Raw genomic sequence first — 13,255 nt, forward strand, 5'->3', positions numbered from 1 at the left:
CAGCCGCTCTGCGCGCTGAGGCTTTCTGAAACGCCCTGTGCCATCAAGCTGCATGAATCCGCAGACAGGTGCGGCAAGGCGGGGTTAACGGGCATGAAGATGGGGTCGGCGGACAGCTTTCGCACCTGCGCAAGCGATACGACGAGCGGCCTGCGCCTCCTCTCCCTCGCCGACCTTGAAGAGCCCGCCTTCCGCGCCGCATGGGAGCGCCTCGTCACCCGCGCGGCCGAGCCCAATCCCTTTTTCGAGCCCTGGTACCTCCTCCCCTCGCTGCATCAGTGGGGTGCGCAGGATGGCGTGCGGGTCAAGGCGTGGTTCCAAGACGGGCGCCTCGCCGGGCTGATGCCGGTGTCGCGGCAGAGGCGCTATTACGGCCACCCGCTCACCCACGCCGCGGTGTGGCTCCACGCCAACGCCTTCTGCGGCGTGCCACTGATCGCTGCGGGACACGAGGAGCGCTTCTGGGAAGATCTGCTCGCCCATTTCGACCGCCGCGCGGGCCGCGCGCTGTTCCTGCACCTGCCGCAGATGCCGAACGAGGGCCCGGTCTTCGCCGCGCTCGAAACCGTGCTCGCTACTCGCCGCCGTCCGCACTATATCGCTGCGCGCGAAGCCCGCGCGATGCTGGCGGGCGAGACCTCGGCGGCCGCCTATCTCGAAGCGGCGATGAGCGCCAAGAAGCGCAAGGAACTGCGCCGTCAGCACAATCGCTTGGCCGAGGAAGGCCCGCTCGCCTTCGAGCGGATCGAGGGCGCCGAGGGCATCGCCGAATGGACCGCCGAGTTCCTCGCCCTGGAAGCCGCCGGATGGAAGGGCGCGGCAGGCTCGGCCCTCGCCTCCGCCCCCGACACCCGCGCGCTGTTCGAAGCCGCGCTGGCGGGCGCGGCGGCGGCCGGGCGGCTCGAACGCCTCGCGCTCCGGCTCGACGGGCGCGCCATCGCCATGCTCGCCAGTTTCCTCACCGCACCCGGCGCCTACAGCTACAAGACCGCCTTCGACGAGGCCTATGCGCGCTTTTCCCCGGGCATGCTCCTCCAACTGGAGAACCTCGCCCTGCTCGAGCGCGAGGGGATCGCCTGGGCCGATAGCTGCGCGGTGCAAGGCCACCCGATGATCGAGCGCTTGTGGCGCGACACGCGCCGCATGGCGAGCCTCAACATCGCCATCGGCGGCCGCGCGCGCCGCACCGCCTTCCGCCTGCTCCAGGCCTACGAGACCCGACCCCGAAACCCTCAAGGGAAGAAAGCCGCATGAACGCCCCTGCCCGCTTCGCCGATGCCCTGCCCGCGACCGTCTTCGACGCCTCTGCGCGCGCAAAATTCGCCCGGCACTATCCCGAAAAGCCGCATGTCCTCACCCACGGCCTCACCAGCCACCCGCTACTGGAGATCGAGGCGCTTGCCGCACTGGCCGAGCAGCTCCCGTCCGCCTCGGTCGAATACAACCGCGGCGACCTCCCCATCGGGGTCGATGGCAAGCCGGATTCGAACGGCCTCACCATCGCCGAAACCATCCGCAAGGTTGCCGAGGCGGAGAGCTGGGCGGTGCTCAAGAACATCGAGCAAGTGCCCGCTTACGAAGAGCTGCTGCGGGGCCTGCTCGAGGAAATCCGCCCCGAGATCGAGGCCGCGACCGGCGCGATGCTGACCCCCCAAGGGTTCATCTTCGTCTCCAGCCCCAACTCGGTGACCCCCTATCACTTCGATCCCGAACACAACATCCTGCTCCAGATCCGTGGACGAAAGGCGATGACCCAGTTCCCCGCGGGCGACACCCGCTTCGTGCCCGATGAGGCCCACGAGACCTACCATTCGGGCGGCCCGCGCGAATTGCGGTGGGATGATGCGATGCTCCCACACGGCACCGAATTCGCGCTCTCCCCCGGCGAGGCGCTGTTCGTGCCCGTCATGGCGCCGCATTTCGTGCGGAACGGCCCCGCCCCCTCGGTGTCGCTGTCGATCACCTGGCGCTCGGAGTGGAGCTATCGCGAAAGCGACGCGCGCATCTTCAACGCAATCCTGCGCGCGCGGGGCCTGACGCCGAAGGCCCCCGGCCGGTTCCCGCAGCAAAACTATGCCAAGGCCTATGCCTTCCGCGTGATGCGCAAGCTCGGCTTGACGGGTTCGTAAGGTCGCCGCATGGCCCTGCGCCATGACTGACGAACCCACCAACGAAGAACTGGTCGCCGGCCTCGTCCGGCTGCTCACGGTCGAGAAGCGCGCCGCCGACGTCTATGCCGGGCCGCCGCAGAAGGACGGGATCGGGCGCGTGTTCGGGGGACAGGTGCTGGCGCAGGCGCTCCAAGCCGCGCAGGCGAGCGTCACCGACGGCAAGGCGGCCCATTCGCTCCACGCCTATTTCCTGCGCGGCGGGCGCGAGGGGGCGGGAATAGAATACCGCATCGAGCGCGATTTCGACGGGAGGAGCTTCGCCAACCGCCGTGTTGTCGCCAGCCAGGAAGGCGAGGACGGGATGCCCGTCCCGATCCTCAACCTCACAGCCAGCTTCCAGCTGCCCGAGGACGGCCTCGAACACTGCGATTCCCCCATGCCCGATGTCGCCCGTCCCGATGATCTGCGCCCCGACCTGGAGCTGCGCCGCGAGATCGCCGCGCAATGGGGCGACAGGCTCTCGGAGACCCAGCGCCGCATGATGCTGCGCCCCCGCCCGATCGAGATGCGCACCATCGATCGCCTGCACTGGATGAGCCGCGAGCCGAGGGAGCCGCGCGCGCATACCTGGTTCAAGGTCTGTGCGCCGATCACGGGCGAGGCCGACACGCCGGAGCTGCACCGCGCGATCATCACCTATGCCAGCGATTACACGCTGCTCGGCACCAGCGCGCTGCCACATGGCCTCAGCTGGATGCGCAACGAACTGGTCGGCGCGAGCCTCGATCACGCGATCTGGTTCCACCGCGATGCGCGCGCCGACGAATGGCTGCTCTATGCCACCGACGCGCCCTGGTCGGGCGGCGGGCGCGGGTTCAACCGCGGGCGGATCTTCAACCTCGCGGGCGAGCTCGTGGCAAGCGTCGCGCAGGAGGGGATGATGCGGAAACGCAGCCCCCGCTAGGACAGAGCCGCTCGGCGGCGCAGCCGCCGCAAGCGCGAACGCGCGCCGCGCCTGATGGCGCGAAAGCCGAAGCGAAGCTGAACGAGCGAAGCGAGGACAACCGGACAGACGTCCGCCGCCCGGCGCTTGAGGGTGCAACAAACTAGTGGGCGAGCAGCACCGGCATCTGCGGCTCGCTCAGCATGTGGCGCGTCACCCCGCCAAGCACCAGCTCGGCGAGCCGCGCGTGGCCATAGGCGCCCATCACCAGCAGCGCGCAGTCGCGCAACTGGGCGGCGGAGAACAGCGTGTCGGCGATCCGCGCCTCGCCGCGAGGGATTTCGACGATCTCGCAAGAGATGCCGTGGCGGGCGAGGTATTTCGCGCCCTCGGTGCTGGGCAGGTCGAAGCGCTTGCCCTCGCCTGCCTGCTCGACCACGCAGGCGAGCGTCACCTTCACCGAGCAGGCCAGCAGCGGCACCGCCGCGCGCAGCGCATGGGCGCTTTCGGCCGAGCCGTTCCATGCGACCAGCATCGGCGCGCCGACATCGAAGCTGTGCGTCCCCTCGGGCACCACCAGCACCGGCACCGGCGCGCGGGTCACCACATCGCCGACCAGCGCCGAGGGGCCCGACCGATCCATCCCCGCCTCGGCCGGGCCCATGATGACGATATCGGCGAGCGGCGAGGCCTCGATCAGGCGCTGGCCCGCGACGCCATATTCGAACCGCCAGTCGAAGGGCACGCCTTCATGCTCGAGCTCGGCCTCGATCTTCGCGCGCAGCTTCTCGGCGTTCTCGCGGATTACCGGCAGCGCGGCAGCGATCGCCGAGCCGTAGAAGTCGCCGGGCATGAACACGTCGTAACTCACCGCCTGCAGGCAGGTGATGTGGCCGTTGCAGGCGCGGGCCATGTCGAGCGCGACTTGCAGGCGCGCGGTCATGGCAGGATCGTGATCGATGTGCAGCAGGATCGATTTCATGGCGTATCTCCCGTTCATGATGAGGATGATCGCCCCGGACGCAGCGCTGTGCCTTGACCCGGATCAATTTCGCTGGGCCGCGCGATGATGCGCATAGCACCTTGCCAGAGATAATGCGCGGCCTCATTCTGCACGCCGAGGGAGTGACCAATGCAGATCATGCGCCACCCGCCGGTGAAGACCAGCCTCGAGCCGTCGAACCACCCCTATCTGACAGGCCCGTGGACGCCGCTGCACGAGGAAGTGGACGTTCCCGAACTGCGGGTGATCGAGGGCGCGATCCCACCCGACATCGACGGGATCTACCTCCGCAACACCGAGAACCAGGTCCATCAGCCATTGGGGCGGCACCATCCCTTCGATGGCGATGCGATGATCCACCAGGTCGACATCTCGGGCGGCAAGGCGAGCTACCGCAACCGCTTCGTGCGGACGCACTGCTTCGAGGCCGAACAGATCGCGGGCCGCAGCCTGTGGGGCGGGCTGATGGACCCGTGGGGCACGAGCGTGCGTCCCGGCTTCGGCGCGCATGGGGGGCTCAAGGACACCGGATCGACCGACATCATCGTCCATGCCGGCACCGCCTATGCCACGCTCTACCAGTGCGGCGAGGCGTGGATGCTCGATCCCGTCACATTGGGGAGTCGCGGCAAGGCGCCGTGGGTGCCGCTGGACGGCATTTCGGCCCACCCGAAGGTCGACGAGGCGACCGGGGAGCTGATGTTCTTCAACTATTCGAAGCACGCGCCTTTCATGCATTACGGGGTGGTCGACCGGACCGGCGCGCTGGTGCACTACGTCCCTGTCCCCCTCCCCGGCCCGCGCCTGCCGCACGACATGGCGATCACGCCCAACTGGTCGATCCTCAACGACATGCCGCTGTTCTGGGACGAGGAGCTGCTCACCCGCAACATCCACGCCGCGCGGCTGCACGAGGGCGTCCCGACCCGCTTCGCCCTGATCCCGCGCCGCGGCCAACCGGAAGACATTCGCTGGTTCGAGGCCGCGCCGACCTATGTGCTGCATTGGACCAACGCATGGGAGGAGGGCGACGAGGTGATCCTCGAAGGCTATCACCAGGCCAAGCCCATGCCCGATCCGCTCGAGGAGATGGGCCGCTACAGCCACATGATGGCCTATGTGGACGAACACTCATTCCAGTCCCGCCTCCACCGCTGGCGGTTCAACCTCAAGACCGGCGAGACCCGCGAGGAGCGTTTGTCCGAGCGGATCGTCGAATTCGGCATGATCAACCCGCGCTATGCCATGCATAAAAGCCGCTATGTGTGGTCTACAACCACGCGGCCCGGCTGGTTCCTGTTCAACGGCTATGTCCGCCACGACACCGAGACGGGCGAGGAGCAGGTCTACCGCCTGCCCGAAGGCGTCTATGCGAGCGAAAGCCCGATGATACCGAAAAAGCCCTCAAGTAGCGAAGCGGTAGGGCACGAAGACTCGGGCTACCTCGTCACCTTCCTGATTGACGAGAACACCGGCACCTCGGAATGCGCGATCCTCGATGCTGCGGACATCGCCAAGGGCCCGATCTGCCGCCTCGCGCTGCCGCACAAGATCTGTTCGGGCACGCATTCGGTCTGGGTCGAGCACGACCAACTGCGCAAGGATGCCGCCTTCCACCGGGAGCGCTTCGCCGCCCGCTGACGTGGAGCGATGACCGCGCGGCGTCACGCCGCCGGTCGATGCGCCTGCCACGCTCGTCGCGCGCGTTCTTGCGCGCGCCCGCGCACGCGCCTAGCGCCCCGCGATTGCATCTTGCCCCGGGGACTGCCGAATATGACCTTGCGCCTTGCCCTTGCCGCCTCGAGCGCGCTGCTGCTTTCTTTCGCCGCGCCCGCCCTTGCCGAAACGGCAACCGCGCCCGAGACCGCCGCCACTGCCGCGCCCCAGTCCGAACACGACAAGCTCTTCGCCCTGTTCGAAGATGCCGACGCGCGCGAGCTCGCGCTCAACCCCTTGAGCCGGTTGTTCCGCGGCGACGACGAGAACGCCGGGCGCCTCGGCGATTTCCTGACCGATTCGAGCTTCCTTGCCGGGCGCACCGACATCAAGCTGAACCTCGCGCTGCTCGCGCAGATCGACCGCAGCAAGCTCGATGCGACCGATGCGCTCGCCTACGACGTGTTCAAGTACACGCAGGAACGCGCGCTCGCCGGGGTGACCGACGAGATGCGCGCGCTCACCGAAGTGCGGCCCCTGAACCACTTCTTCGGCCTGCACACCTTCTACCCGCAATTCGCCAGCGGCACCGGGGTCGCGCAGTTCAAGACGCTCGCCCATTACGAGGACAACCTCAGTCGCCACGACGACTATATCGCCTTCATCGACCGGGCGATCGCCAAGTTCCGCGAGGGGATGAAGAGCGGCGTGGTGGAAACCAAGCTGACGGTCGGGATCATGGTCACCCAACTCGACACGCAGCTGGCGACGCCGGTCGCGGATTCGCAGTTCATGGCACCGACCAAGACCTTCCCCGATGGGCTCACCGAGGCCGACAAGGCCCGGCTGACCACGGCCTACGCGGCAAAAACCGCCGAGCTCTACGCGGCCAACACGCGCCTTCGCGACTTCCTGCGCGATGAATACCTTCCGGCCGCGCGCGAGAGCATCGGCCTTTCCCAGATGAAGGGCGGCGACAAGCTCTATGCCCGGCTGGTCGAAGATTCGACCACCCTGCCGCTCGATCCCGAGACCATCCACCAGCTCGGCCTCAGCGAGGTCGCGCGGATCAAGGGCGAGCTCGAGAAGCTCCGGCGCGAGGTCAAGTTCAAGGGCACGCTCACCCAGTTCTTCGACTATGTCCGCACCGACCCCAAGTTCCAGCCCAAGACCCGCGAGGGGCTGACGCAGAACTTCTACGACATCGGCAAAGCGGTCGATGCGAAGATCGGCGCGCTGTTCTCGCAGCTGCCCAAGTCGAAGCTGGAAATCCGCCCCTATGACCCTTCGACCGAGAAGTTCGAGGCGGGCGGTTCCTACCAGTCCGGCTCGCCCGATGGCGACCGGCCGGGCGTGTTCTACTTCAACGCCTATGACCTGCCGAGCCGCTTGACGCCGGGCAATGTCACGCTCTACCTCCACGAGGGCGCGCCCGGGCACCACTTCCAGATCAGCCTCGCGCAGGAGAACGAGGCGCTGCCCGCCTTCATGCGCTATGGCGGGACGACCGCCTATGTCGAGGGCTGGGCGCTCTATGCCGAGACATTGGGCCACGAGATGGGCTTCTACAAGGACCCGTGGAACCGCTACGGCACGCTCCAGGACGAACAGCTGCGCGCGATGCGGCTGGTGGTCGATACCGGCATCCACGCCAAGGGCTGGAGCCGCGACCAGGCGATCGACTACATGCTCGAGAACTCGGGCATGACCCGCACAGAGGTGGTCGCCGAGGTCGATCGCTACATCGCCATTCCCTCGCAGGCACTCGCCTACAAGATCGGCGCGCTCAAGATCCAGGAGCTGAGGAAGCGCGCCGCCGACCGGCTCGGCGCGAAGTTCGACATCAAGGCGTTCCACGAGGTGGTGCTGAACACCGGCGGCCTGCCGCTGACCGTGCTGGAAGCCAAGATCGACCGCTGGATCGCGGCCCAGGCGGCGAACTAGACCCGCGCCGCCGGGCCGGCTGCGGCTCGGCTCGTCGCATCCGCTGCCCCGATTGCCCGCTCCTGCGGCTGTCGGGGCATCGGCGTTCACCTGCCAGCAAGGTGTTGCGCAACACGCACCCTTTCGCGCAGAACGCCAACAACGGGCCCACTCTCGGGATCGCGGGCCTGCAACGCAGGAGCATAACCACTGTGACGACCATTCTTCACCGCCCCCGCAGCCTCGCGCTGCTCGCCTTGCTGGGCGCCGCGACCGCCTCGGGCCTTGCCGCCCAGACCCAGCCCCAGCCCCAGCCGCGCCCCCTGCCCTCGCCGACGATCAGCGAGCAGGACGGGGTCAGCACCACCACCGTCTACGGCGCGCTGCCGCCGCTGTCCGAGATGGAAGAGGGCCCGCGCGTCTCGGGCATCATCTCGGCGCGCAAGGGTTCGCGCCTCCAGATCACCACCGATAGCGGCGCCGTGGAGCTGGTGACGCTCCACCCTGACACAGAGATCCGCACCCGCGGCGGGTTCCTTGGCATCGGCAACAAGACCCTCGACCAGAACGCGCTGATCAACGGCCTCACCGTGATCGTGAAGACCTCGCGCTATGGCGAAGGCCTCGTGGCGAACGAAGTGCGCTTCACCGCCGACGATCGCCAGATCGCCGCCATGATCCGCGCAGGCACCCAGCAGCAGTTCGGCGAGCAGGGCGCGGCGATCCAGGCCAACGCCGCCGCCACCGAAGCGCTGCGCGGCCGGCTCGGCGATATCGACAAGTACAACCTCAAGAGCACCACCAACGTCTATTTCGACACCGGCAAGGCGGTGATCTCGCCCGCAGCCAAGGCCGAGCTGTGCGCGGCCGCGCAGCAGGCCGGGCAGAACGAGAACTCGCTGATGCTGGTGCTGGGCTACACCGATTCGACCGGCTCGGAGGAAGTGAACCAGGCGCTCTCGGAAAAGCGCGCCGCGGCGGTGGTCAACTACCTCCAGCAGGTGTGCAAGTGGAAGCCCTACCGCATGCTCACCCCGACCGGCATGGCGACCGCTGACCCCGCTGCCGACAACACCACCGCCGCCGGCCGCGCGCAGAACCGCCGCGTCTCGGTCAACGTGCTGGTGAGCAAGGCGCTCGACGGGCAGTAAGCCTTTCGCTGCAAACGAACTACAGGGAAGGGCGGGCCGCGAGGCTCGCCCTTCTGCTATCCGCCCGCGTGGTAGAAATCGAAGACCTTGCGCGCGACCGTGGCGCTGACGCCAGGGGCGCGTTGCAGGTCTTCGAGCGCGGCGGCGCGCACCTTGCTCGCGGTGCCGAAATGCAGCAGCAGCGCGCGCTTTCGGGCCGGGCCGATGCCGGGGATCTCGTCCAGCGGGCTCGCGGTGATCGCCTTCGAACGCTTCGCCCGGTGCGCGCCGATGACATAGCGGTGCACCTCGTCGCGCAGGTTCTGCAGGTGAAACAGTAGCGGCGAGTTCACGGGCAGCACCTTCTCGCGCCCGTCGGGGAAGTGGAACACCTCGCGGCCCTCGCGCCCGTGATGCGGCCCCTTGGCGATGCCGATCACCGCGACGTCATCAGCGATGCCGATGTCCTCGAGCACGCGCATGACGCTGGATAACTGCCCCTTGCCGCCGTCGATCAGGATGAGGTCGGGGAGCGTCGTCTCGTGCCCGCCGGGCTTGGCCTCGGGGTTCTCCTCCCCTTCGGCGAAGTTGCGGAAGCGCCGCGTCATGACCTCGCGCATCATGGCGAAGTCGTCGTTTGTCTGCGCCTCGCGGATGTTGAACTTGCGGTACTGGTTCTTCTCGAAGCCCTCCGGCCCGGCGACGATCATCGCCCCCACGGCCTTCGCCCCCTGGATATGGCTGTTGTCATAGACCTCGATCCGCTGCGGGGGCGCGTCGAGCTCCAGAAACTCGGCCATTTCGCGGTTGAGCTTTGCCTTGGTGCCGGTCTCCGCCAGCCGCCGCTCGAGCGCTTCGACGGCATTCCTCTGCGCCTGCGCCATCAGCTTGCGCCGGTCGCCGCGCTCGGGGACCGAGAGCCGCACCTTGCGCCCCGCCAGCTCGGACAGTGTCGCCTCGATCAGCTCGGCTTCCGGCAATTCGCGATCGACCAGAATGGTCGGCGGCGGGGGCACTTCCTCGTAGAATTGCAGCATCACGTCGGCGAGCACCTGCGCCTCGTCCACGTCCGCCGTGTGGCGCGGGAAGAGCGCGCGGTGGCCCCAGTTCTGTCCGCCGCGGATGAAGAAGGACTGGACGCTCATGTGCCCGTTCTTGGCCGCCAGCGCGAAGACATCGGCGTCGCCCAGACCCTGCGCATTGATCGCCTGGCTCCCCTGGATGAAGGTCGCCGCGCGCAGCCGGTCGCGCAGCATCGCCGCTGTCTCGAAATCGAGGTTGGCCGCAGCCTCGGCCATCTGCCGCTCCAGATCGGCCTGCACCGCGCCGGACTTGCCCGAGAGGAAATCCTTCGCCTGCCGCACCAGCGCGTCATAGCCCGGCTCGTCGATCCGCCCCACGCAAGGCGCCGAGCACCGCTTGATCTGGTAGAGCAGGCACGGCCGGTCGCGGTTGTTGAAGAAGCTGTCGGTGCAGGAGCGCAGCAGGAACAGCTTCTGCAGCGCGTTCAGCGTGGTATTCACACTTCCCGCGCTGGCAAACGGCCCGTAGTAATTGCCCTTGGCCCGCCGCGCCCCGCGATGCTTCTGGATGCGCGGGTAAGCGTGGTCGGCGCGCAGCAGGATGAAGGGGAAGCTCTTGTCGTCGCGCAGCAGCACGTTGAAGGGCGGGCGGAAGCGCTTGATGAGTTGCGCTTCCAGCAGCAGCGCCTCGGCCTCGGAATTGGTGATGACGATTTCCATGCTGCGCGTCTGGCTGACCATGCGCTGGAGCCGACCCGAAAGCTGGGCGATCTGGGTGTAGTTCGCCACCCGCGCCTTCAGCGAGCGCGCCTTGCCGACATACAGCACCTCGCCCCGGGCATCGAGCATGCGGTAGACCCCGGGGACGGGCTTCAGCACCTTCACCGTCTCGCGGATCGCCCGCACCCCGCCCTCGAGATCGGGCTGGGCGCTGGCGACGGTATAGGCGGCGCGCTCCTCGTTGAAGCGCTCCGCGCCGCGCGGATCGTGGGGGGTGCCTGCGGGGGTTCGGGCCATGGGGGTCAGATAGGGACTGCGGGGGGCGATTGGCAATCGCCGCGGCGCCCCCTATCGGCAAGTTCGTGGAACAGAGCCCCATGGAACACAGCGACGTCATCATCCTCGGCGCGGGCGCGGCCGGGCTGTTTGCCGCCGGGCAAGCAGGGCAGCGAGGCCTGCGCGTCGCGCTGCTGGAAAATGCCGAGGCTCCCGGCAAGAAAATCCTGATCTCGGGCGGCGGGCGCTGCAACTTCACCAATCTCGGGGCGGGGCCTGCCAACTACCTCTCGGCCAACCCCCATTTCGCCAAGAGCGCCCTTGCCCGCTACACCTCGGCGGATTTCATCGCGCTGGTCGAGCGGCACGGCATCGCGTGGCACGAGAAGACGCTGGGGCAGCTGTTCTGCGACGGTTCGGCCAAACAGATCGTGACGATGCTGCTCGACGAATGCCCGCCCGACAAGGTGACTCTCACCTGCGGGGTCGATGTGGCCGAGGTCGCGCGGGGTGAGGACGGACGCTTCACCGTCACCGCCGCCGATGGCCGCGCGTGGGCCGCGCCCGCGCTGGTGATCGCCACCGGCGGGCCCTCGATCCCGACGATGGGCGCGAGCGATTTCGCCTACCGGCTGGCGCGGCAATTCGGCCTCAAGGTGGTCGAGCCCCGCCCTGCCCTCGTGCCGCTGACGCTGGGGGGCGAGGACGCGCTGTTCCGCGAACTGTCCGGCGTCGCCGCGCCGGTGCTGGCGCGCGCCGGGAAGGCCGAATTCGCCGAGGCGGCGCTGTTCACCCACAAGGGGCTATCCGGCCCGGCGATCCTGCAAGTCTCCTCCTACTGGCGGCATGGCGAGCCGGTGGGGATCACCTTCCTCCCCGAGGCCGCGACCGATTGGCTGCTGGAGGCCAAGCGCGACCGCTCCCGCGCATCCTTGCGCACGCTGCTGCGGGAGCGCCTGCCGGATCGCCTCGCCGACGCGCTGGCCGACCGGCTCGGGCTGGAGCGCGAACTCGGCAACCTCGGCGACAAGGATTTGCGCGCCGCGCAGGCTAGGCTCGCCGACTGGCGCTTCGCCCCGAACGGCACCGAGGGCTATGCCAAGGCCGAGGTTACCGCAGGCGGCATCGCCACGGCGGAGCTATCGAGCCGCACGATGGAAGCGGCGAAGGTTCCCGGCCTCTACGCCATCGGCGAGGCGGTCGACGTCACCGGCTGGCTCGGCGGCTACAACTTCCAGTGGGCCTGGGCGAGCGGCCATGCCTGCGCCGAGGCGCTGGCGGCCGCTCGCGCCTAGAACAACTTCCGCAGGTCGATCCCGAGGTAGAGCCCCAGCGGGTCGATGACGAAGGCGTTGTAATTGACCGGCGTGATGCCCGCCCCGTCACGCACCCGGCGCTGCGCGTCGAAGACGTTGTCGGCCACGAAGCTGACGCGGAAGTCCTTGAGGAAGCCCTCGTTCTTCCCCGTCACCTCGCCCATGTTGGCGAAGACGCGCAGGTTGAAGGTGACGATGTCGTCGAAGAACAGGTCGTTTGCGGCAACCGTGCCGTCGAGCCGGGTCTCGCCAGTGTAGACCCCCGACAGGCGGAAGCCCACGCCCTTGCCGAACAGGCCCGCCTCGAGGCGGCTCGAATGGCGCGGCTGGCCGAAGGCACTGGTCGCCTCGCCATCGAGCTGGTCGAGCGGATCGAGACCGGGCGCGACCAGGATCTCGTTGGCGAGCTCGATCGTGTGGGTCAGGTTGAAGAAGTAGCGCCAGCCTTGGAAATTGCGGCCGCCCAGCGGGTTGAAGGCCGGGCCGCCCGCAGGCGCGCCGCCCGCCGGTGCGCCGCCAGCAGGAGCGCCGCCCGCCGGAGCCCCGCCAGCCGGCGGTGCGGCGGCGCAGAAGCGGTCCTTGAACCGGGCGATGGCTTCGGGCGGAAGCGTGCCGTCGGGCAGTCGCGAACGGTCGAGCGCCAGTTTGATGAAGGCGGGATCGATGCCCGGAAGATCGGCCGAGACATCCTCGCCGCGCTCGATCTTGCCGATCAGCTCGCGGACAGCGGCCTCGCCGTCCGGCCCGCAGGCACGTTCGCGGAAGGCGGCGAGTTGCGGCGGCAGAGCGGGCGCAGCCCCGCCACCGGGCGCACGGCCACTGGGAACAACATCCAACCTTGACGGATCGAAGCTGCAAACGCGGGTGCGGAAGCTGGCGAGCTGCGCCGGATCGACCTTGCCGTCCGCCCCGCGTAGCCGCGCAAGCATCGGGGCGAGGCGCTGGGGATCGACCCCCGGATATTGCGCGGAGATGTCCGCCCCGCTGTCGATCGCGGCGACCAGCTGTTCGAGGAAGGCCTGCCCGTCATCGGCGCACAGCCGCGCGCGGAAGGCCATGAACTGCTGGCGCTGCTCGGCGCTGGGCGCGAAACCGCCCGCAGGAGGCGTGCCGCCCGGGCCGGGCTGGGGCGCGGGCGCGGGACCGGTGGTGGGG

The 13,255-nt window shown here is 68.4% G+C and carries 9 protein-coding genes and 1 pseudogene; 7 read left to right on the forward strand and 3 right to left on the reverse strand.

The window, feature by feature from the left end; genetic code table 11:
* Window positions 1-93: 93 nt before the first annotated feature.
* Genes AX692_RS11250 through AX692_RS11260 form a run of 3 tightly spaced genes read left to right on the forward strand, consistent with a single transcriptional unit; the run spans window position 94 to window position 3,075 of the window.
* Window positions 94-1,254: a GNAT family N-acetyltransferase gene (locus AX692_RS11250; protein WP_230959574.1), complete on the forward strand. Its 1,161-nt coding sequence runs from the start codon at window positions 94-96 to the stop codon at window positions 1,252-1,254.
* Window positions 1,251-2,129 carry a cupin-like domain-containing protein gene (locus AX692_RS11255; RefSeq protein WP_073975974.1) on the forward strand — a complete coding sequence of 293 codons (879 nt, stop codon included), beginning with the start codon at window positions 1,251-1,253 and terminating at the stop codon, window positions 2,127-2,129. Before AX692_RS11250 ends, AX692_RS11255 begins: the two co-directional genes overlap by 4 nt.
* 22 nt (window positions 2,130-2,151) lie before the next feature.
* Window positions 2,152-3,075 (forward strand): acyl-CoA thioesterase, encoded by a 924-nt coding sequence (locus tag AX692_RS11260; RefSeq protein ID WP_073975975.1) that lies wholly within the window; start codon window positions 2,152-2,154, stop codon window positions 3,073-3,075.
* A 142-nt stretch (window positions 3,076-3,217) separates the two neighbouring features.
* On the opposite strand, the gene AX692_RS11265 is transcribed toward AX692_RS11260, so the two are convergent.
* The gene (locus AX692_RS11265; RefSeq protein WP_073975976.1) at window positions 3,218-4,036 is read right to left on the reverse strand and encodes a universal stress protein; all 819 of its coding nucleotides are present in this window, start codon (window positions 4,034-4,036) and stop codon (window positions 3,218-3,220) included.
* 150 nt (window positions 4,037-4,186) lie between these two features.
* On the opposite strand from AX692_RS11265, the gene AX692_RS11270 reads away from it, so the two are divergent.
* The 3 genes from AX692_RS11270 (at window position 4,187) to AX692_RS11280 (ending at window position 8,787) form a co-directional block, all read left to right on the forward strand.
* Window positions 4,187-5,698 (forward strand): carotenoid oxygenase family protein, encoded by a 1,512-nt coding sequence (locus tag AX692_RS11270; RefSeq protein WP_073975977.1) that lies wholly within the window; start codon window positions 4,187-4,189, stop codon window positions 5,696-5,698.
* A gap of 132 nt (window positions 5,699-5,830) precedes the next feature.
* Complete coding sequence (locus tag AX692_RS11275) at window positions 5,831-7,657, forward strand: DUF885 domain-containing protein (protein ID WP_073975978.1); 1,827 nt, start codon at window positions 5,831-5,833, stop codon at window positions 7,655-7,657.
* Window positions 7,658-7,848: 191 nt separating this feature from the next.
* Entirely contained in the window at window positions 7,849-8,787 is a 939-nt protein-coding gene (locus AX692_RS11280; protein WP_073976001.1) for an OmpA family protein, read from the forward strand.
* Between the two features lie 56 nt (window positions 8,788-8,843).
* On the opposite strand, the gene uvrC is transcribed toward AX692_RS11280, so the two are convergent.
* On the reverse strand, window positions 8,844-10,805 hold the full coding sequence (gene uvrC / locus AX692_RS11285) for an excinuclease ABC subunit UvrC (protein WP_073975979.1): 1,962 nt from the start codon (window positions 10,803-10,805) through the stop codon (window positions 8,844-8,846).
* 80 nt (window positions 10,806-10,885) lie between these two features.
* On the opposite strand from uvrC, the gene AX692_RS11290 reads away from it, so the two are divergent.
* Window positions 10,886-12,079, forward strand: a complete 1,194-nt coding sequence (locus AX692_RS11290; protein ID WP_073976002.1) for an NAD(P)/FAD-dependent oxidoreductase — start codon at window positions 10,886-10,888, stop codon at window positions 12,077-12,079.
* Here AX692_RS11290 and AX692_RS20145 read toward each other — a convergent pair.
* A pseudogene (locus tag AX692_RS20145) lies at window positions 12,076-13,255 on the reverse strand (hypothetical protein); the annotation flags it as partial. The gene AX692_RS11290 and the pseudogene AX692_RS20145 sit on opposite strands and share 4 nt — an antisense overlap.

Source organism: Erythrobacter donghaensis, assembly GCF_001557325.1.
GTDB lineage: Bacteria > Pseudomonadota > Alphaproteobacteria > Sphingomonadales > Sphingomonadaceae > Erythrobacter > Erythrobacter donghaensis_B.